The organism is Chitinophaga sp. Ak27, from assembly GCF_012726295.1.
Taxonomy (GTDB): domain Bacteria; phylum Bacteroidota; class Bacteroidia; order Chitinophagales; family Chitinophagaceae; genus Chitinophaga.
Genome location: NZ_JABAOB010000008.1, coordinates 1 through 19,541 on the forward strand (window position 1 = coordinate 1; position 19,541 = coordinate 19,541).

General features: G+C 47.3%; 20 protein-coding genes. 19 read left to right on the plus strand and 1 reads right to left on the minus strand.

Going from position 1 to position 19,541, the window contains the following annotated elements; translation table 11 throughout:
* Positions 1 to 140: 140 nt before the first annotated feature.
* Entirely contained in the window at positions 141 to 1,523 is a 1,383-nt protein-coding gene (gene glmM, locus HGH90_RS23945; protein WP_168766257.1) for a phosphoglucosamine mutase, read from the minus strand.
* Positions 1,524 to 1,759: 236 nt separating this feature from the next.
* Between glmM and HGH90_RS23950 the strand changes: the two genes are divergently transcribed.
* From HGH90_RS23950 to HGH90_RS24040, 19 genes are all read left to right on the plus strand, one after another.
* Positions 1,760 to 3,778, plus strand: a complete 2,019-nt coding sequence (locus HGH90_RS23950; protein WP_168766258.1) for an LTA synthase family protein — start codon at positions 1,760 to 1,762, stop codon at positions 3,776 to 3,778.
* 92 nt (positions 3,779 to 3,870) lie between these two features.
* Positions 3,871 to 4,614 carry a class I SAM-dependent methyltransferase gene (locus tag HGH90_RS23955; RefSeq protein ID WP_168766259.1) on the plus strand — a complete coding sequence of 248 codons (744 nt, stop codon included), beginning with the start codon at positions 3,871 to 3,873 and terminating at the stop codon, positions 4,612 to 4,614.
* A 2-nt stretch (positions 4,615 to 4,616) separates the two neighbouring features.
* On the plus strand, positions 4,617 to 5,195 hold the full coding sequence (locus tag HGH90_RS23960; RefSeq protein WP_168766260.1) for a phosphatase PAP2 family protein: 579 nt from the start codon (positions 4,617 to 4,619) through the stop codon (positions 5,193 to 5,195).
* The gene (locus HGH90_RS23965; protein ID WP_168766261.1) at positions 5,192 to 5,923 is read left to right on the plus strand and encodes a ZIP family metal transporter; all 732 of its coding nucleotides are present in this window, start codon (positions 5,192 to 5,194) and stop codon (positions 5,921 to 5,923) included. The genes HGH90_RS23960 and HGH90_RS23965 overlap by 4 nt, the downstream gene beginning before the upstream one ends.
* Positions 5,924 to 5,945: 22 nt before the next feature.
* Entirely contained in the window at positions 5,946 to 7,235 is a 1,290-nt protein-coding gene (locus tag HGH90_RS23970) for a hemolysin family protein (RefSeq protein WP_168766262.1), read from the plus strand.
* A 150-nt stretch (positions 7,236 to 7,385) separates the two neighbouring features.
* The gene (hutH, locus tag HGH90_RS23975; RefSeq protein ID WP_168766263.1) at positions 7,386 to 8,921 is read left to right on the plus strand and encodes a histidine ammonia-lyase; all 1,536 of its coding nucleotides are present in this window, start codon (positions 7,386 to 7,388) and stop codon (positions 8,919 to 8,921) included.
* Between the two features lie 48 nt (positions 8,922 to 8,969).
* Entirely contained in the window at positions 8,970 to 9,698 is a 729-nt protein-coding gene (fabG, locus tag HGH90_RS23980) for a 3-oxoacyl-ACP reductase FabG (RefSeq protein WP_168766264.1), read from the plus strand.
* Positions 9,699 to 9,775: 77 nt separating this feature from the next.
* Positions 9,776 to 11,002 carry a beta-ketoacyl-[acyl-carrier-protein] synthase family protein gene (locus HGH90_RS23985; RefSeq protein WP_169192055.1) on the plus strand — a complete coding sequence of 409 codons (1,227 nt, stop codon included), beginning with the start codon at positions 9,776 to 9,778 and terminating at the stop codon, positions 11,000 to 11,002.
* Positions 11,003 to 11,093: 91 nt separating this feature from the next.
* A complete protein-coding gene (locus HGH90_RS23990) occupies positions 11,094 to 11,351 on the plus strand; it encodes a phosphopantetheine-binding protein (RefSeq protein WP_145672184.1) in 258 nt (85 codons plus the stop codon).
* Positions 11,351 to 12,226, plus strand: a complete 876-nt coding sequence (locus tag HGH90_RS23995) for a lipid A biosynthesis acyltransferase (protein WP_168766266.1) — start codon at positions 11,351 to 11,353, stop codon at positions 12,224 to 12,226. Before HGH90_RS23990 ends, HGH90_RS23995 begins: the two co-directional genes overlap by 1 nt.
* A gap of 75 nt (positions 12,227 to 12,301) precedes the next feature.
* Positions 12,302 to 12,727 (plus strand): 3-hydroxyacyl-ACP dehydratase, encoded by a 426-nt coding sequence (locus tag HGH90_RS24000; RefSeq protein WP_168766267.1) that lies wholly within the window; start codon positions 12,302 to 12,304, stop codon positions 12,725 to 12,727.
* Between the two features lie 10 nt (positions 12,728 to 12,737).
* Entirely contained in the window at positions 12,738 to 13,490 is a 753-nt protein-coding gene (locus HGH90_RS24005) for a hypothetical protein (RefSeq protein ID WP_168766268.1), read from the plus strand.
* Positions 13,491 to 13,493: 3 nt separating this feature from the next.
* Complete coding sequence (locus HGH90_RS24010) at positions 13,494 to 13,913, plus strand: acyl-CoA thioesterase (protein WP_169192056.1); 420 nt, start codon at positions 13,494 to 13,496, stop codon at positions 13,911 to 13,913.
* Positions 13,914 to 13,924: 11 nt separating this feature from the next.
* On the plus strand, positions 13,925 to 15,070 hold the full coding sequence (locus HGH90_RS24015; protein WP_169192057.1) for a beta-ketoacyl synthase N-terminal-like domain-containing protein: 1,146 nt from the start codon (positions 13,925 to 13,927) through the stop codon (positions 15,068 to 15,070).
* 14 nt (positions 15,071 to 15,084) lie between these two features.
* Positions 15,085 to 16,149, plus strand: a complete 1,065-nt coding sequence (locus tag HGH90_RS24020; protein ID WP_317166174.1) for a methyltransferase — start codon at positions 15,085 to 15,087, stop codon at positions 16,147 to 16,149.
* Positions 16,150 to 16,178: 29 nt separating this feature from the next.
* Positions 16,179 to 17,435: an NAD(P)/FAD-dependent oxidoreductase gene (locus HGH90_RS24025; RefSeq protein ID WP_168766271.1), complete on the plus strand. Its 1,257-nt coding sequence runs from the start codon at positions 16,179 to 16,181 to the stop codon at positions 17,433 to 17,435.
* On the plus strand, positions 17,428 to 18,048 hold the full coding sequence (locus HGH90_RS24030; RefSeq protein WP_168766272.1) for a beta-ketoacyl synthase N-terminal-like domain-containing protein: 621 nt from the start codon (positions 17,428 to 17,430) through the stop codon (positions 18,046 to 18,048). The genes HGH90_RS24025 and HGH90_RS24030 overlap by 8 nt, the downstream gene beginning before the upstream one ends.
* A gap of 27 nt (positions 18,049 to 18,075) precedes the next feature.
* Positions 18,076 to 18,342, plus strand: coding sequence for a phosphopantetheine-binding protein (locus HGH90_RS24035; protein WP_145672153.1), 267 nt, complete (start codon positions 18,076 to 18,078; stop codon positions 18,340 to 18,342).
* On the plus strand, positions 18,339 to 19,532 hold the full coding sequence (locus HGH90_RS24040) for a beta-ketoacyl-[acyl-carrier-protein] synthase family protein (protein ID WP_168766273.1): 1,194 nt from the start codon (positions 18,339 to 18,341) through the stop codon (positions 19,530 to 19,532). Before HGH90_RS24035 ends, HGH90_RS24040 begins: the two co-directional genes overlap by 4 nt.
* Positions 19,533 to 19,541 lie beyond the last annotated feature (9 nt).

The window sequence follows — 19,541 nt, forward strand, 5'->3', positions numbered from 1 at the left end:
CTGTCCTAAAATCACACTTTTAGACATTTAAACATCCCGACAATCAAATCAAGATCTAAAAGCTGAAAATTTATCACTTAAAAAAAAGGCCGACCAAAAAGCCTTATTTTACTTTTTGGTCAGCCCCATTGTCAATGCTATTAGTGCATAAACTCTTTAATGTCCTGCATGATCCGCTTGGCAATATTATCTGCCGTGGTTTCATTCTGGCTTTCCGCATAGATGCGGATAATAGGTTCGGTGTTGGAGGTACGGAGATGCACCCAATCCTTGTCGAATTCTATTTTGAGCCCGTCTTCTGTATTGAGTGGCTGGTTTTTATACTTCTCCTTAATTTTTTCGAAGATAGTTTTCACATCTACCCCTTTATCCAGCTCAATTTTATTTTTTGAGATGAAGTAATCAGGATAGCTGTTACGCAGCGCTTTAATGCTCTTCTTGCTGTGTGCCAGGTGGCTGAGGAAAAGACCGATACCGATCAGGGCGTCCCGGCCATAATGCAGGTCCGGCACAATGATACCGCCATTGCCTTCTCCGCCTATTACTGCGTTGGTATCTTTCATTTTCTTCACCACATTCACTTCTCCTACTGCAGAAGGTGTGTATTGGCCGCCATGTTTCAGGGTCACATCTTTCAATGCCTGGGTAGACGACATATTGGAAACGGTATTCCCCTTTCTTTTGCCTAATACATAATCGGCCACCGCTACCAGGGTGTATTCTTCCCCGAACATGCTGCCATCTTCACATACAAAGCACAGGCGATCCACATCCGGATCTACTGCAATACCCAGGTCGGCATTGGATTTATTGACTTCGTTGGAGAGTGCTGTCAGGTTTTCTGCCAGGGGCTCAGGATTGTGGCTGAATTTGCCGGTAACTTCCGGAAATAGCACTTCTACTTCTTCCACACCCAATGCTTTCAACAGGGGAGGAACAAACAAAGCACCGGTAGAATTTACCGCGTCTACTACAATCTTGAAATTGCGCGCCTTAATAGCAGGTACGTCTACCAGCGGATAGTTCACCACCAGGTCTACGTGCTTTTGCAGGTAAGAATCGTCTATGGTATAAGTACCAAGTTTATTCACATCAGCGAAATTAAAATCTTCGCGTTCAGCAATATCCAGCAGGGTAGCGCCGTCCTCGCCGGAAATAAATTCACCTTTACTGTTCAATAATTTCAGCGCATTCCATTCTTTTGGATTATGGCTGGCAGTAAGAATAATACCACCGGCAGCGTTTTCCATGGTTACGGCTAGCTCTACAGTAGGAGTGGTAGATAAACCGAGGTCAACAACATCGATACCTAACCCGTTGAGGGTAGATACGACCAGGTTTCTCACCATCTCGCCGGAAATACGGCCATCACGGCCAATTACCACCTTACGGTTTTCTGTTTGACGGCTCAGCCAGGTGCCGTATGCTGCTGTGAATTTTACCACATCTAATGGAGAAAGTCCCTCGCCGGGCTTACCGCCTATGGTTCCGCGTATGCCGGATATCGATTTGATCAGTGCCACAAGATTCAATTTTTAAAGGAAGGCAAATATAAAAAAAAGCATTCCAGAAATCCTAATTATCAAAAGCTGAAGGCGGAAAGCAAAAAGCAAAAAGCTATTGAAGCGGCGGATCAGCGGGGCTGGTTAAGTCATTTATCACTTTTACCCGGTTCCGGAGCTTTTTGCTTTCTGCTTTCCGCTTCCCGCTTTTTCGGTATATTTGCAGCTACGCTTTTCAAAAAACAGCTATACGTTACATGCAATACTCGTGGAAGAATATACCCCGGTATATTCGTTATGTGTTTGTTCAAACGCTTTACCTCTTCCTGTTGATGGTAATGTTCAGGGTAGTTTTTTACCTCTTTTTCTTCAAAACAACCATCACAGACCATGCAGCGATATGGAAAGCCTGGAACCTGGGACTCAGATTTGATCTGCGTCTTGCCCTTTACCTCATGATTCCCATCCTGCTACTGGCCCTGATTACCCGGAATAAATTTTTTACCTCCACACCTATACGGCGCGCCAACGTTATTTATTTCTTTGTCGTTTACCTGCTCCTGACCCTGTTTTATATATTGGATCTGGGACATTACGACTACCTGGGCTTACGCCTCGACCCTTCCGTATTAAGGTTCCTGGCCAAAGGCGAACGGGCCGACAATGCCCGCATGGTATGGCAAAGTTACCCGGTAGTGAGAGGTGTATTGGGTATCATCGTCTTTATGTTCCTCCTATTCCGCCTGCAAAAAGCTACCTGGAAGAAGTTTGCTGCGCACTCCCCGGTATATCTACGCAACTGGCCTTATACCGGCTACGTAATTGGTATGGTATTGCTGTTTGGAGCCGGATGCTATGGTAATTTTGCCTATTTCCCGTTACGCTGGAGCCAGGCCATGTTTAGCCGGGATAACGGCATTACCAGCCTGGGACTTAATCCCGTCTTATATTTTGCGTCCAATTTTTCTGTAAAGGGCGATACCTATGACCTGGAAGCTACTAAGAAATATTACCCCTATATCGCCGAATACCTGAAAGTAGATTCACTGAATCCCAATACCCTCAGCTATGTACGCACCATTGCCGCCGATGCGTCTAAACCCAGGCTCAACGTGGTATTGGTAATGCTCGAATCTACCGGTGCTGCAGTCACCAGCATGTATGGCAATCCTATGCAGGCCACGCCCCACATGAAACGACTGGCCGACAGTGGTATCCTGTTTAAGAATTTTTACGTACCGGCCATCAGTACAGCAAAAACAGTATTCGGGGTTCATACCGGGTTGCCGGATATCACCTCGGTGAAAACAGCCAGCCGGCATCCTAAAATGCTGGACCAACGTATTGTAATGGACCAGTTTAAAGGGTATGACAAATTATACCTGTTGGGGGGGAATACCAACTGGGCAAATATCCGCGCGGTATTTACCAACAACGTGGAAGGCATCCGCATCTACGAAGAAGGCATGTACAAATCCGGTAAAGCCGATGTATGGGGAATTGCCGACTACGACCTGATCACGGAAGCCAGCGCCATCTTCAAAGCTGATAATGATAAGAAACAGCCATTTGTCGCCTTCCTCCAGTTGGCAGACAATCACCCGCCCTATACTACTACCAGTGGCGCCGGTGATTTTAAAAAGCTGACGGAGAAAGACATTGATATGAACACGTTCAAAAAATCAGGGTTTGTATCGATCGATCAGCTGAATGCCCTGCGGTATGAAGACTACAACGTAGGCCACCTGATGGACATGGCCAGGAAAGATGGCTATCTTGATAACACCATCTTCGTATTCTTTGGGGATCACAACTGTGTGCTCAACCCTTACAGCTTTATGCCGCTGCCGGAGTACGAGCTGGCCAGTGGCGGCGTACATGTAACTGCGTTTATGTACAGCCCCCAACACCTGGCGCCCCAGGTGATTACTACGCCCGGCAGCTTGCTGGATGTATATCCAACGGTAGCCAAAATGGTGGGTATGCCTTATAAAAACTATACGCTGGGGGTAGACCTGTTCGACAGTACCCGGGTAAATAATAAATATGTGTTCTTGACAACGATGCGTAACCAGATGGCACATTATGCAGTAATGGGCGACCGGTATATGTACGAAATCAATATGGTCAACGATTCTACCGCGTTGTACGACCTAAAAGGCGATCCGTTGAAAAATATCCGGGGACAACAGCCAGATACGGCAAAAAGCCTCGATAATTTAACACGCGGCTTTTATCAAAGCACCCGATATTTGATGTTTAATAATAAAAAATAGCTGTTTGGCAACAGGTCTTTAGCCGTTAGCGTTTTAGCGCATTTGCTGAAACGCTAACGGCTAAAGCTTAACAGCCAGTAACTGCCACAATTATGGAAGTAGATAAACTTTGGTTTAAGGATTGGTTTAATTCTCCCTATTATCACCTGTTGTACAGTCATCGCGATGACCGGGAGGCGGCGGCTTTTATCGATAAGCTGCTAACTTACCTGCATCCCGCTGCCGACGCAGAAATGTTGGACGTGGCCTGTGGAAAAGGGCGTCACGCCAAATACCTGGCCGACAAAGGCTATAATGTAACCGGAATCGATCTGTCTATCGAAAGCATTAATGTGGCAAAAAAACTGGAAAATGACCACCTGAGCTTTTTTCAGCATGATATGCGTTTGCCTTTTTGGGTCAATTACTTCGACGTAGTGTTTAACTTTTTTACCAGCTTCGGCTATTTTGACGCGCAACGGGATAATGATAATGCACTGCGAACGCTGAAGAATGCGATGAAGCCTGGGGGAAGGCTGGTACTGGACTACCTGAATAGCGACTATGTAGCCGCACACCTGGTAACAGATGAGGTGAAAGAAGAAGAAGGGGTGGTATTTGATATCCGCAGGGAGCTGAACGACCATAAATTCATGAAGCGGATCAATATTCTCGATAAAGCGAAAATGCGCCGGGCCACTTACACCGAAAGTGTAAATGCCTTTACCCGGGCGGATTTTGAGAGAATGTTTGCCAAACAGGGGCTTCAGATAACGGAAATTTTCGGAGATTATCACTTTAACAGCTATGATGCACAGCGCTCACCGCGACTGATTATCGTAGCCACAAAATCATAGCCATGCTGGAATCTATTCTCCGTGAGGATCTTAGACTATTCTTTCATATCAATGGCCAATGGCATAACGCATTTTTAGATGCCCTGCTGCCCTTTGTACGGGAGCCTTATGTGTGGGCGCCATTATACCTTTTCCTGGGTTTGTTTGTAACTATTAACTATGGCTGGAAGGGGCTGTTCTGGATCCTGTTTTTCCTGCTGTGCTTCGGCGTGTCTGATCAGGCCAGTTTATACCTGAAGGGCGCTGTGGGAAGGATACGTCCCTGCCGGGACCCGGTAGTATCGCACTATGCCAGGGTATTGGTGGTGTATTGCCCGATGAGCGGCAGCTTTACTTCCAACCATGCGGCCAATCATTTTGCCCTGGCAACCTTTTGTTTCATAACTTTAAAATCAGCTTTTCACCGGTATGCCTGGTTGTTCTTTGCATGGGCGGCTATTATTGCTTATGCACAGATTTACGTAGGTGTGCACTATCCGCTAGACGTGGTAGGAGGTGCTTTACTGGGTACTTTAATCGGGCTGCTCAGCGGTAGTTTCTTTCAACGCCGTATAAGACTGGAGCCCGAACTCGCATCATGAACTGGAACTACCTGATATTAATACTGGCCGCCACTGTTGCCGGTGGGTTGATACCCATGACTATAAAGCGTGTCAGCGCCAACTTTTCTATTTATCTCCTGGCTTTCACGGGAGCTTTCCTGTTTGGTGTGGTGATCATGCACCTGCTGCCGGAGGTATACCATGAACTGGGGCACCAGGCAGGCATATACATCGTGCTGGGCTTTTTCCTGCAGGTATTTTTGCAGCAGCTGTCACATGGAATGGAACACGGACATACCCATTTGCCACAGGAACATCATCACCATATTGCGGTAACGCCGCTGCTGCTGGGCCTTTCCATCCATGCGTTCATGGAGGGGATTCCCCTGGGCTTCAAGTATGATGACCAGTCGGCATTGCCCTCCCTGATAGCAGGGGTGGCAGCGCACAAAATACCGGAGGCCCTGACCCTGATGACCGTGATGATACATGCCCATAAAAAACGATTGGAGTTGTGGAGTATCCTGGTATGTTTTGCCCTCGTAACCCCCATAGCTGCTTTGCTGGCGGGGTGGATGGGTAACCGTTTTGAAGTGGTACAGCATTATCTGCTATATGTGGTAGCATTGGTGGTAGGCGCTTTTCTGCATATTTCCACCACCATCTTCTATGAAAGCGGTACGAAACATCATGAACTCAGCTGGAAGAAGGTCTTGGCCATCGCCATTGGGTTGTTGTTGGCATTTCTTACCCTGATATTTGAATAATTCTTTATTTTTAGGCTCATATATGGAAGTCGTCATTATCCTCATCCTTATTTTATTGAATGGCCTGTTCTCGATGTCGGAGATAGCAATGGTCTCGGCCCGGAAAAACCGGTTGGAAAACCAGGCCAATAAAGGGGATGAAAAAGCAAAGGCAGCGCTAAAGCTCGCCAACAGTCCGGACACCTTTCTTTCTACCGTACAAATCGGTATTACCCTGATCGGCATCTTACTGGGTATTTACTCTGGTCAGAACGTCAAAGCTGATGTGATGGCCTGGCTCAACACTTTTCCATTGATACAGCCTTACAGCGGCGTGGTAGCCACTGTTATCATAGTGATTGTCATTACCTATTTTTCCCTGGTACTGGGCGAACTGGTACCTAAGCGTATTGGTATGGCCAAGCCGGAGTCCATCGCCAAAACAATGGCTAAACCTATGCAGGTCCTTTCCTGGCTCACCTATCCTTTCATCGCGTTATTGTCTGCCTCCACCAATGTGCTGGTCAAATTATTCAGTGTACAAACTGGCGAGCCGCATGTTACAGAAGAAGAAATTAAGGCGATTATCAACGAAGGCACTACTTCCGGCGCCATTGAAGAAACAGAGCAGGAAATTATAGAAAGGGTATTTCATCTGGGCGACCGCAACATTACCTCCCTGATGACATACCGTAATGATATTACCTGGCTGGATATCAACGAAGCTACCGGCAGCTATCACCAAAAAATCCACGATAGCCTGCATTCCGTATACCCGGTGTGCGATGGGCAAATAGATAGTATTAAAGGGTTGATCACCATCAAAGACCTGTACCGGGTGGCGGATAAATCGGTTCCGCTGGCAGATATGATCCGGAAACCTTTATTTGTACCGGAGAATAACAGCGCCTATCAGGTACTTGAAAAGTTTAAGGAAACCCACCTCCACGCTGCATTTATTGTGGATGAGTACGGTACTTTCCTGGGAATGATCACCCTAAACGACATCCTGGAAGCAATTGTAGGAGATATGCCGGAAACCGCTGATATGGATGATTATGAAATGGTGTTGCGGGAAGATGGTACCTGGCTGGTGGATGCCCAGATCCCGTTTTATGATTTCCTGGAAGAATTTGATAAGGAAGATTGGATGACCGAATTTGAGCAGGATTTCGATACCCTTGCCGGCTTTATCCTGCACCACCTGGAACATATACCGCAAACTGGTGAGAAGTTCACCTGGCGCGATTTTACCTTTGAGATTGTGGACATGGATGCACATCGTATTGATAAAGTGCTGGTCACACCGCCACCTCAAACAACGGAAGAGTAAAGCCTGTTCCCCCAAACGAAAATAAGTAGTAACCGCATACGTAAATACCCGGAAATCGGGGCGGAGGGTTGTTAATTATTTGGATAAATCTAGCTTTATGCTAATTTTGAGCACTTTTTTACATATACAAATAATTTAATTTAAGATAAAATGGTTGCAATAGGAAGTAAGGCACTGTCCCTGGAAGAAGTGTACAGGGTGCTTTTGGGTGGTGAAGAACTGACGCTGGAAGCAGCAGCCCTGCAACAGGTAGAAGCCAGTTTTGTATTCCTCGAAAAATTTTCAGCAAAGAAACTGATTTATGGTATCAACACCGGTTTTGGCCCTATGGCCCAGTACCGTATCAGTGATGAAGATACCTTCCAGTTGCAGTATAACCTGATTCGCAGCCATAGCTCCGGCATGGGCAAATGTATGTCGCCCCTGCATACCAAAGCGTTGATGATTGCACGTTTGAGCAGCTTTATGCAGGCGCATTCCGGCATTCATCCGGAAGTAGTACACCTGCTGAAAGAACTGATCAATAAAAATGTATACCCCTGCATATTCGAACATGGCGGTGTAGGCGCCAGTGGCGACCTGGTGCAGCTGGCCCACCTGGCCCTGGTACTGATCGGCGAGGGAGAGGTATGGTATGAAGATAAATTTCAGCCTACGGCAGAAGTATTTGCCCGGCTGAACCTTAAACCTATCGACATTCATGTGAGAGAAGGCTTAGCCATAATAAATGGTACCTCCGCTATGACAGGTATAGGCCTGGTAAATCTTATTGAAGCTAAAAAATTGTTGGGCTGGTCGGTAACCCTGTCGGCCATGATCAACGAAATAGTAGAAGCATTTGATGATCATCTCTCGGCAGAACTCAATGCGGTAAAAAAACATGAGGGACAACAACAGATAGCCGCTAAAATGCGGGAAATCCTGAAGGGCAGCAAAATGGTGCGCCATCGTCCGGATCACCTGTATAAAGAGCTGGAAGAAGAAATATTTAAAGATAAAGTACAGGAATACTATTCGCTGCGCTGCGTACCACAGATCCTGGGTCCCGTGTATGATACGCTGGCACAGGCAGAAAAACTGGTAGTGCAGGAATTGAATTCTGTGAGCGATAACCCTGTAGTAGATCATCACCTGGAGAATGTGTTCCATGGCGGTAACTTCCATGGCGATTATGTTTCGCTGGAAATGGATAAGATCAAGATCGCTATCACCAAGTTGTCGATGCTGGCAGAAAGGCAGCTGAACTACCTGATGAATGAAAAATTGAATCATAAGTTCCCGCCGTTTATGAACCTGGGTAAACTTGGCTTCAATTTTGGAATGCAGGGTGTGCAGTTTACGGCTACCTCTACAGTGGCGGAAAACCAAACCTTGTCTTTCCCAATGTATGTACACAGTATTCCCAACAACAACGATAACCAGGATATTGTGAGCATGGGGTGCAATGCTGCGGTGATGACGAGCAAGGTGATAGATAATACCTTCCAGGTATTGGCTATACAGGTAATGACGATGCTGCAGGCGGTTGACTACCTGCAATGCCAGGATCGCCTGGCGGCCTTCTCCCACAAGGTGTACGAGGAAGTAAGAGCAATTTTCCCTAAATTTATTGAGGACAGCCCGCGTTATAAGGATCTTCAGAAAATCAAGGAATACCTGCTGAGAAACGTACCTGTGCAATGCTAAATAGCAATGAAAGGTTAACCATTATTTGAGAACCGAAATATGTAATTCATGAAATGTGCACTAGTAACCGGTGGGTCGAGGGGAATAGGCAGGGCTGTATGTACCAGATTGGCCGAAGCAGGATATCATATACTCATTAACTACAAAGGCAATGAAGCGGCGGCACAGGAAACCCTGGAAGCCGTAAAGGCCAAAGGCAGCACGGGTGAGCTGTTGCAGTTCAACGTGGGCGATGCTGCCGAAGTACAGCAGGTACTAGGTGGCTGGCTGGAAAATAATAAAGAACAACAGATAGAGGTACTCGTTAACAATGCTGGCATCCGGGAAGATTCCCTGATGTTCTGGATGAACGAAGCGCAATGGACTAATGTGCTGAATATCAGCTTGAATGGTTTTTATTATGTTACCAAGCAGGTACTGAACCAGATGCTGTTAAAGCGTTACGGACGCATTATCAACATGGTGTCGTTGTCTGGTATTAAAGGCCTTCCGGGCCAAACCAACTATTCTGCAGCCAAGGCAGGCGTTATTGGCGCTACCAAGGCCCTGGCACAGGAGGTGGCAAAAAGAGGTGTCACCGTAAATGCGATTGCCCCTGGCTTTATCAAAACAGATATGACGGCAGAACTCAATGAAAAAGAGCTGGCCGCGCAGGTGCCGATGAACCGTTTCGGTACACCCGAAGAAGTAGCCGAAGCGGTGGCCTTCCTGGCTTCCAAAGCGGCCGGATATATTACCGGCGAGGTGCTGAATATCAATGGAGGGTTACACACGTAAACTGTCACTAATAGCGAATAGCTATTAATGTTATAAATTATCGTATTGTAAGTTAGCGGTATAAATGCTATCGGCTTATGAACAGAGTAGTGATTACTGGGATGGGAATCTACTCCTGCATCGGAAAGGATATGCAGGAGGTGAGGGATTCGTTGTATGCAGGTAAATCCGGTATTGTACTGGATCCCGAAAGAAAAGCCTTTGGCTATCGTTCAGGGCTTACCGGCGCTATACAGCGGCCGGAGCTGAAAGGATTGCTGGACCGCCGCGCCAGGTTGATGATGCCTGAGCAGGCGGAATTTGCGTATATGGCTACCCGTGAGGCGCTGGCCCAAGCCAATATGACGCCCGAGTACATTGATAAAACCCCGATAGGACTCTTATATGGCAACGATAGTTCTGCCAGGCCGGTAGTGGAAGCGAACGATATTATGCGGGCCAAAAAAGATACGATGCTGGTAGGTTCCGGTTCTGTGTTCCAGACCATGAATTCTACCGTGAATATGAACCTGGCCACCATTTTTAAGTTGCGTGGCGTAAATTTCACCGTCAGTGCTGCCTGTGCCAGCGGTTCCCATGCTATTGGGCTGGGATATATGTTTATCCGCAATGGAATGCAGGATGCCGTGATCTGTGGAGGCGCCCAGGAAGTGAATCTGTATGCGATGGGCAATTTTGATGCTATCGCGGCATTTTCTACCCGGGAGGACGATCCTACCCGTGCTTCACGCCCGTTTGACCGCGACCGCGATGGCCTGGTGCCCAGTGGAGGCGCTGCAACCGTAATCCTGGAAAGCCTGGAGTCGGCCCAGCGCAGGGGAGCTACCATCCTTGGCGAAGTGCTGGGATATGGTTTTTCCTCCAACGGCGGTCATATTTCCAATCCTACAGTAGACGGACCGGTGCGTTCCCTGCAAATAGCTTTACAGGACGCAGGATTACAACCCAGTGATATTGAATATATTAATGCGCATGCTACTTCTACCGCCGCCGGTGATGCCAGCGAAGCAAAAGCGATTCATGAAGTGTTTGGCGGATCAAAGCCATATGTCAGCTCTACCAAGTCTATGACCGGCCACGAATGCTGGATGGCCGGCGCCAGCGAAATCGTATATTCCATGCTGATGATGCAACATAACTTTATTGCGCCCAATATTAACCTGGAAAACCCCGACGATGATGCTGCCCGGTTAAATATTGTGACCAGTACACTTGATAAAAATTTTAATATATTTTTGTCTAATTCCTTTGGCTTTGGAGGAACTAACTCTTCTCTCGTTGTAAGAGGGTGGAATGGAAAATAAATATCCTTAACTTTGGCCCCTGGATCAGGATCGTTAGACCAACACGAAGTAAAAATATTTTAAAACGAACCTATATCTGATTTCACACAATATGGACATTAGAGAAATTGTAACTGTTACGAATAAGTTCCTGGTAGAGGAGTTTGAAGCAAACCCCGAATCAATCAGCCCGGAAGCGAATATGAAATCCACGCTGGATCTCGACAGCCTGGACTATATCGATATGGTGGTAGTAATAGAAGATAACTTCGGATTTAAAGTAAATCCGGAAGATTTTCAGTCTATCGTTACCTTCCAGGATTTCTACAATTATGTAGCCACTCGTGTACAACAAAAAGAACTGGTATAATGCCATCCTGGCAAGGAAAATCAAAAGGTAGTAAGTTCGGATATAGTTGCTTTGTTTTCCTGCTTAAACATGGGGGTGTTTGGCCGGCTTATCTGTTATTGAGATTTGTAGCCTTCTACTATTTTGCATTTTCCTGGAGTTCTTCCGCACCCATTTATCGTTATTTCCGTACCAAAATAGGATTTAGCAGGTGGCGTTCCCTGCTCAGCCTGTACCGCAATTATTACATATTTGGCCAGACGCTCATCGACAAGGTGGTGGTAATGGCGGATATGGCCAATCAATTCACCTTTGAATTTGAGGGCGAACATTACCTGCGGGAAATGGTGGCCGGCGGTAAGGGCGGCATCCTGCTGAGCGCTCATCTGGGCAACTGGGAAGTAGCAGGCCACCTTTTCAAACGCCTGGAAACCCGTGTCAATATCGTGATGTTTGACGGGGAACACCAGCGGATCAAGGAATATCTTTCCGGAGTAACCGGCGACCGGAACATGAATATTATCGTGATCAAAGACGACCTGTCACATATTTATGCCATTAACGAGGCGCTGAGTAACCAGGAAATGGTATGTATGCATGCCGACCGCTTTTTACCGGGCAACAAAACCATTGCCATTCCTTTCCTGGGCCAGGATGCCCGTTTCCCTATGGGCCCGTTTTTGCTGGCAGCCACGTTCCGGGTGCCGGTGTCTGTAGTATTTGCCTTTAAGGAATCTGCTACCCACTATCATTTTTATGCTACAGAACCCCGGCAATATCACGGCCGCCGGAACGAAGGAGTAGAAACAGCCTTAAAGGAATTTGGCCGCCAGGTGGAAGAAAAAGTGCATCGTTATCCCGTTCAGTGGTTCAATTATTACGATTTTTGGGAATAAACCGTGTTTATACTGTTAATAATGTCGTATAATTCTATTTATTTCGTGTTACATTTTTAATAATAACTTGTGCAGATGTTTATTCATACAGACGATATTACCACGTATATCCCACAACGTACACCTATTGTCATGATCAGTGGTATCCTGGAGGTAGATGGCCCGCTGACCCGCACCGGATTGCATATTGCCCCCGACAACATTTTCGTGGAAAATGGCGTGCTCACCGCCCCGGGCCTCATGGAAAATATCGCACAAACCGCCGCTGCCCGCATTGGCTACATTGCCAAACAACAAAATACACCTGTTCCCCTGGGATTTATCGGCGCCGTAAAAGACCTGGAAATACTGGAATTACCGCCAGCAGGACAAACGATTGAAACCACTACCGTAATAGGCGGCGAAGTATTTAACGCTACCATGGTAACCGGAAAAGTGACGTACGAAGGACGTGTAATGGCACAATGTGAAATGAAAATCTTCATCAATCCCCAACTATAATATTTATATTATGAACTGCAGAAAATTTATCGCACTCTCTGTAGCGTTTATGGGCATGCTCACCTATCATGCGAACGCGCAAAAATTGAAGAATTTCCTGGAAAACAAAGATTCTTCCTTCCTCTGGCTGGGAGTAGACTTTACCCAGGCCCGTCTTATCGGCGATGCCGGCGCTAAAGTAGACCAGATCGTGGAAACTGATTTCCCTGCCATGAACCAGGTAATTGTGAATGAAACAAAGAAATATCATATCCCGGATATGTTCCACCGCGAGAAATACAATACCAGTATTACGCTCGTGAATAAGCACAATGAAGGCGTGAATAAAGACGCTTTTAAGTCCGACGAATCTGCCGACTTTGAACGCCTGAAACCTGAAGATATTACCAAAGTGGTAAAATCTTACGATTTCTCCGGCAAACACGGTGTTGGTGTGCTCTTCGTGATGGAAGGTATGAGCAAAAGCTCCAAGAGTGCTTCTATGTGGGTAACCATAGTAGACATGGACCGCAAAAATGTGCTGATGACAGAACGTTATGTGGGTAAAGGTCAGAAATGGAGCTTCGCCTGGCGTAATTACTGGCTGGCTATGATCAAGGATGTGATGGACAATGTAGACGATGACTACAAAAAACTGAAAGAAAAATATGCTTCCGCCGTTGATCCGGAAGAAGAAAAACCAGTAGTCGCCCCCGCTCCTAAAAAAGAAGGTAAAACAGGCGTAGCTACTAAAGAAACCAAGAAACCAAAGAAGAAAGGATAAATTATGATACTGACCGAATGCACCAACATACTGATACGATTTAATGAAGCAGATCCGCTGGGAATAGTATGGCACGGGCATTATGTGCAGTATTTTGAAGACGGCCGGGAAGCATTCGGAGAAAAATATGGGTTACGTTACCTCGATATTTTTGAAAAAGGCTACACAGTTCCCGTAGTAAACATACAATGCGATTACAAACGTTCCTTGCGCTATGGCGACAGGGTAGTGGTGGAAACCAGGTTTGTGGACGACATGGCCGCAAAAATTAAATTTGAATACATTCTTACCAACCCGGCAACAGGGGACGTAGTGGCGAAAGGGTCTTCCGTACAGGTATTCCTGGACAAGGAAACTTCTTCGCTGCAATTGATTGCCCCTGCCTTTTTTCTGGAATGGAAAAAAGCGCACGGGCTGGTATAACCAAGGGTATTATGCAACAGGTGTATGTAGTAGCGGATAATATTGTGGGGCCTTTAGGCAGTACTACCCGGGAAAACTTTGACCAGGTATTAAAAGGCAACAGTGGCATAGGACGGCAGGAAGATGCAGCCTATGCCGCTGCGCCGTTTTATGGGGCGATGATGGCCTCGGGGCAGCTGGATCGTTATACCGTCGCCTACCCCGTAACAGGGTATACCAAATTTGAAAAATTGCTGGTAGCCTCTATATCAGATGTGCTGCAGCAAGCCGGTATTTCCCTGGAGGATAAACGTTGTGGGCTCGTTATTTCCACCACCAAGGGGAATATTGAGCTGTTGGAGCAAATGCCGGAAGGTGGCATACCTCCACTGGCCGATATGCAATTGTATGCCACTGCCACAAAAATAGCAGCGCATTTTAACGCCGCTAATCAACCCGTAGTGATCAGCAGTGCCTGTATATCCGGACTGGTAGCCATTTTAATAGGTAAGCGGCTGATCGATGCCGGTCGTTACGACCACGTGGTGGTAGCCGGCGCTGATGTGCTCACCCGCTTTGTATTGTCAGGCTTTCAGTCGTTCCAGGCGGTGAGTGCTGTACCATGCAAACCCTTTGATGCCCATCGTACCGGAGTAACTTTAGGAGAAGGCGCCGCCACGGTGCTACTCAGCAAAGAACGGGGCCACGCGCCGTTTTCGTTGGGCGCCGGCGCTATCAGCAACGATGCCAACCATATTTCCGGCCCTTCCCGTACCGGCGAAGAGCTGGCTGCTGTGATGAAGCTGGCGTTGCATAACAGTGGACTGCGACCGGCAGATATCGGCTTCGTATCGGCACATGGTACTGCTACCCTGTATAACGACGAAATGGAAGCTAAGGCCCTGCATCATGCAGGCCTGGCATCTGTACCTGTCAACAGCCTGAAAGGATACTATGGCCATACCCTCGGCGCTGCCGGGCTGATAGAAGCCATTATCAGCATGCAGGCCATGAAAAATGGGGTGATAATACCCACTAAAGGATTTGACACTCCCGGCGTTAGTATGCCGGTAAACGTTTATAATACCCTGCAGCAGCAATCATCCGCTCATTTCCTGAAAACAGTATCAGGATTTGGAGGATGCAATGCCGCCATGGTCTTTAATCTTAACAGCTAAATAAAGTTATTGTCGTGTTTAATAAAGAAACAAAAACTGCACTGGAAGCGAAAGAAGCGGCATTACGGCTGGCATTTGCTCCGATTGCCTTTCAGGCCACCAGGGCCCTGCGTGATATGGGCATCTTAACGGCGGTAAGTAACAGCCGCTCTGCCGGTATTACCATCGAAGAAATCATGGAACAAACCAAGATGTCGCGCTATGCCGTGAGAGTGTTGCTGGAAGCAGGTTTGGGCATAGAACTCATCATCGTGAATGACAAGCGTTATACCCTTACCAAAACAGGCTACTTTATTTTACACGATCGCCTTACCCAGATCAATATGGACTTTTCACAGGATATCTGCTACAAAGGCATGAATCACCTGCAGGAAAGTTTGAGAGAAGGTAAACCAGCAGGGTTACGTGAACTGGGACCATGGGACACCATCTACCCAGGCCTGTCGCTGCTGCCGCCGGAAGTAGGTAAGAGCTGGTTCGACTTCGACCACTACTACTCCGATCTGGCTACACCCGCCGCCCTCGATATTGTGTTTGAAAACAAACCAAAACGTTTACTCGACATTGGGGGTAATACCGGCAAATGGGCGCTGGCCTGTACCGCCAAAGATCCCGAAGTGGAAGTAACCATTTTTGATTTGCCCGGACAGGCAGGACTGGCACAACAGAAAATGAAAGATGCCGGCGTAGAAAACCGCGTTCATTTTCACATCGCCAATATTCTGCATGAGGAAGTGCCTTTCCCTAAAGGCTTTGATGCCATCTGGATGAGCCAGTTCCTCGACTGTTTTTCTGAAGCCGAAATCGTATCTATCCTGAAACGTTGCCGCGAAGCGCTCAACGCAGATGGAACCATTTATATACTGGAGCCTTTCTGGAACCGCCAGCAGTTTAAATCTGCGGCATTTTGCCTGCAGCAGACATCGTTGTATTTCACCGCGATGGCAAACGGCAATAGCCAGATGTATCATACCGACGACTTTTTCCAGTGTATTGCAGACGCTGGACTGCGTATTGTGGAAGAAAACGACCAGATGGGCATCAATTATACATTGTTGAAATGTAAAAAAGCAGAATAATCATCTATAACTCCCAAAATCGATCTCTTATGAAGACTGAACAAGTTGATGTATTGGTAATAGGAGCGGGTCCGGCAGGAACAGTAGCTGCCTCTATTATTCATCAGGCAGGGTATAAGGTAAAAGTGGTGGAGAAGCAAAAGTTTCCCCGTTTTGTGATCGGCGAAAGCCTGTTGCCACGCAGCATGGAAGCATTGGAGGAAGCAGGATTTATTGAGGCCATTAAGGCGAAAGGCTTCCAGCAAAAATCCGGCGCTAAATTCGTAAAAGGAGAGGCACTGTGCGATTTTACTTTCCAGGAGCAATATACGCCAGGATGGACGTGGACCTGGCAGGTAACCCGTGCCGATTTTGATAAAACGTTGGCCGATACAGTAGAAAGCATGGGAGTCCCCGTAGCCTATGAAACGACTGTTACCGGCATTCGCTTCAACGGTTCTGATTCTGTAACAACGATTGAAGATAAAGATGGCCAGCAATCCGAAATAGCCGCCCGCTTTATTGTGGATGGCAGCGGCTATGGTCGTGTTATACCCAAACTCTTTAACCTGGAGAAAAATTCCAATCTCCAGCCCCGTAAAGCGTTATTTGCCCATACGGTGGATGTACGCCGCTCCATGGCCGATGAACCTAATCGTATTACGGCTGTGGTGCATAAAAAGGGCGTATGGATCTGGATAATTCCTTTCGCTACCGGGATTACTTCCCTGGGATTTGTGGGAGATCCGGAATTTTTTGAACAATATCCCGGTACGGATGAAGAAAAATACAGGGCGTTACTGGAAGCAGAACCCTATACCAGGGAGCGTTTCCGCGATGTAGAACTGGTGTTTGAACCAAGAATATTACAGTCTTGGTCGGCCACTACCGATAAGTTTTATGGAGATGGATTTGTGTTGACAGGCAACGTGACAGAATTTTTGGACCCGATTTTCTCTTCTGGTGTAACTTTGGCCTGCGTTTCCGCACAAACTGCCGCAAAGCTGGTCATCCGGAAGCTGAAAGGAGAGGCAGTAGATTGGGAAAAAGAATATATGGAGCCAACCATGCAGGGCGTAAATACATTCCGCTCTTATGTTATGGCCTGGTATGAAGGTACGCTGGACACAATTTTCTTCAAAAAAGACGCTGATCCGGTGATCAAAGGGCAAATATGTTCAGTATTAGCAGGTTATGTGTGGGATATGAGTAATCCGTTTGTGAAAAACCATGATACTGCCCTGAAACGACTGGCCAGGACCATCGAATTAACGGAAAAATTAAAAAGCAGTTCTGAGATTGAATAGCGAGTTGGCATATATTACAGGTAGTTGTATCATTCGGCGTAACCAGGTGTTCTTAAACGGCGCCTTATTGTGGGAAGCAGATCCGGGGCTGGAGCTTACAGATTTTCTCCGGGCGGGATATGACCGTTTTTCCGGGCAGTATCCGAAGTTTCACAAAATGGATGCCCTCAGTAAATTAGGTTGGCTGGCAGCCGAAGTATTGCTGGAAAATACGAATATCCGTAGTCTCCGGCCGGAGCAGGCCGGTATCGTATTATCCAACCGGAGCAGTAGCCTGGATACCGATCTGCGTTACTATGCTACCGTAAGGGATTTTGCCAGTCCAGCGCTGTTTGTATACACTTTACCGAACATTGTAATGGGAGAGATCTCGATCCGGCATGGTTTTAAAGGAGAGAATACTTTTTTTGTAACCGACACCTTCGACGCAACGCTATTAAGTACTTACCCGGCGCAACTGCTGGCCGAAACACCGCTGCAGGCCTGTATTGCCGGTTGGGTGGAAGTAATGGACCAACAATATGAAGCAGCATTATTCCTGGTAGAAAATAAACAGCGGGACAGCGCTATCGCTTTGACAGCGGCGGCGTTATCATCGCTGTATCAACAATAAACAGTTAATAACTTTAATCAAATTACAGTGGAAAAGTTGATGGCGGATCTGAAAGCGCAGATCATAGAACAATTGAATTTACATGAGGTAGCACCGGAAAGTATCGGCGATGATCAGCCGCTGTTTTCCAAAGAAGGGTTAGGGCTTGATTCTATCGATGCGCTGGAACTGATTGTATTGCTGCAACAGCATTATAACATCCGCATTGCCAACCCAGAAGAGGGGCCAAAAATTTTTCAGTCCGTGCGTACCATGGCTGAATACATTACTGCCAATCAAACCATCAAGGCATGAGTGAAAAGGTGTGGATAGCAGGTGGTGGTGTGATCAGTGGTATAGGGCTGGATGTACCCGCCTGTATAAAGTCATTCCGCGACATGCAACCAGGAATGGCTGCTATGCAGTACCTGCCTTCCGTGCATCGCAACACCTTTCCGGTAGCGGAAGTAAAAGCCGATAATGCTACGCTGGCCGATATGGCCCGTATGCCAGAAAATATCAGCCGTACGGCCCTGCTCAGCATGATTGCTGCCCGCGAAGCGTGGCAGTCCAGCGGGTTGGACGATATTTCCCATTACCGGGTAGGATTTGTGTCGGGTAATACGGTGGGAGGAATGGATAAAACAGAAGATTTCTTCGGTGACTTCCTCGCCAATCCCCGCGGTGGCCGTTTGCACCAGGTAGCTCACCACGAATGCGGCAGCATTACCGAGCTGGTAGCCGATATGCTGGGTATCCGGCATCATGTGTCTACTATCAGCACGGCCTGTTCTTCCGGTGCTAATGCGCTGATGTATGGCGCCCGTTTGATCCGCAATAATATTGTGGATGTAGTGATTGCCGGTGGCACCGACTCCCTTACCCGGTTTACCCTGAATGGTTTCAATACGCTAATGATCCTTGATCAGCAGCCTTGCCGCCCTTTCGACGATACCCGTACAGGGCTCAACCTCGGTGAAGGCGCCGGGTATGTGGTGCTGGTATCCGATAGCCTGGCCGCTCAATTGCAGCCATGGTGCCGCCTCAGCGGCTTTGCCAACGCCAACGACGCCTATCACCAAACAGCCTCCTCTCCCGATGGCACCGGTAACTACCTGGCCATGAAGGGAGCGCTGGATATGAGCGGTGTTCAACCGCAGCAAGTAGGCTATATCAACTTACATGGTACCGGTACACAAAACAATGATGTATCGGAAGGAATAGCGATCAATAAACTCTTTGCACCGCATTTCCCGGCCATGAGCTCTACCAAATCGTTCACCGGACATACATTGGGAGCCAGCGGGGGAATAGAGGCGGTATTTTCAGCTTTGGCTATAAAAGAGGGAATCATCTATCCCAATGCCCGTTTTGAACACCAGATGAAAGAGTTACCATTTTCACCGGCTACTGCTTTTTCTACCGGCCACGACCTGCAACACGTCATGTCTAACTCGTTTGGGTTTGGTGGAAATTGTTCCAGCCTGGTATTTTCTAAAGCGTAACGCTGCTAA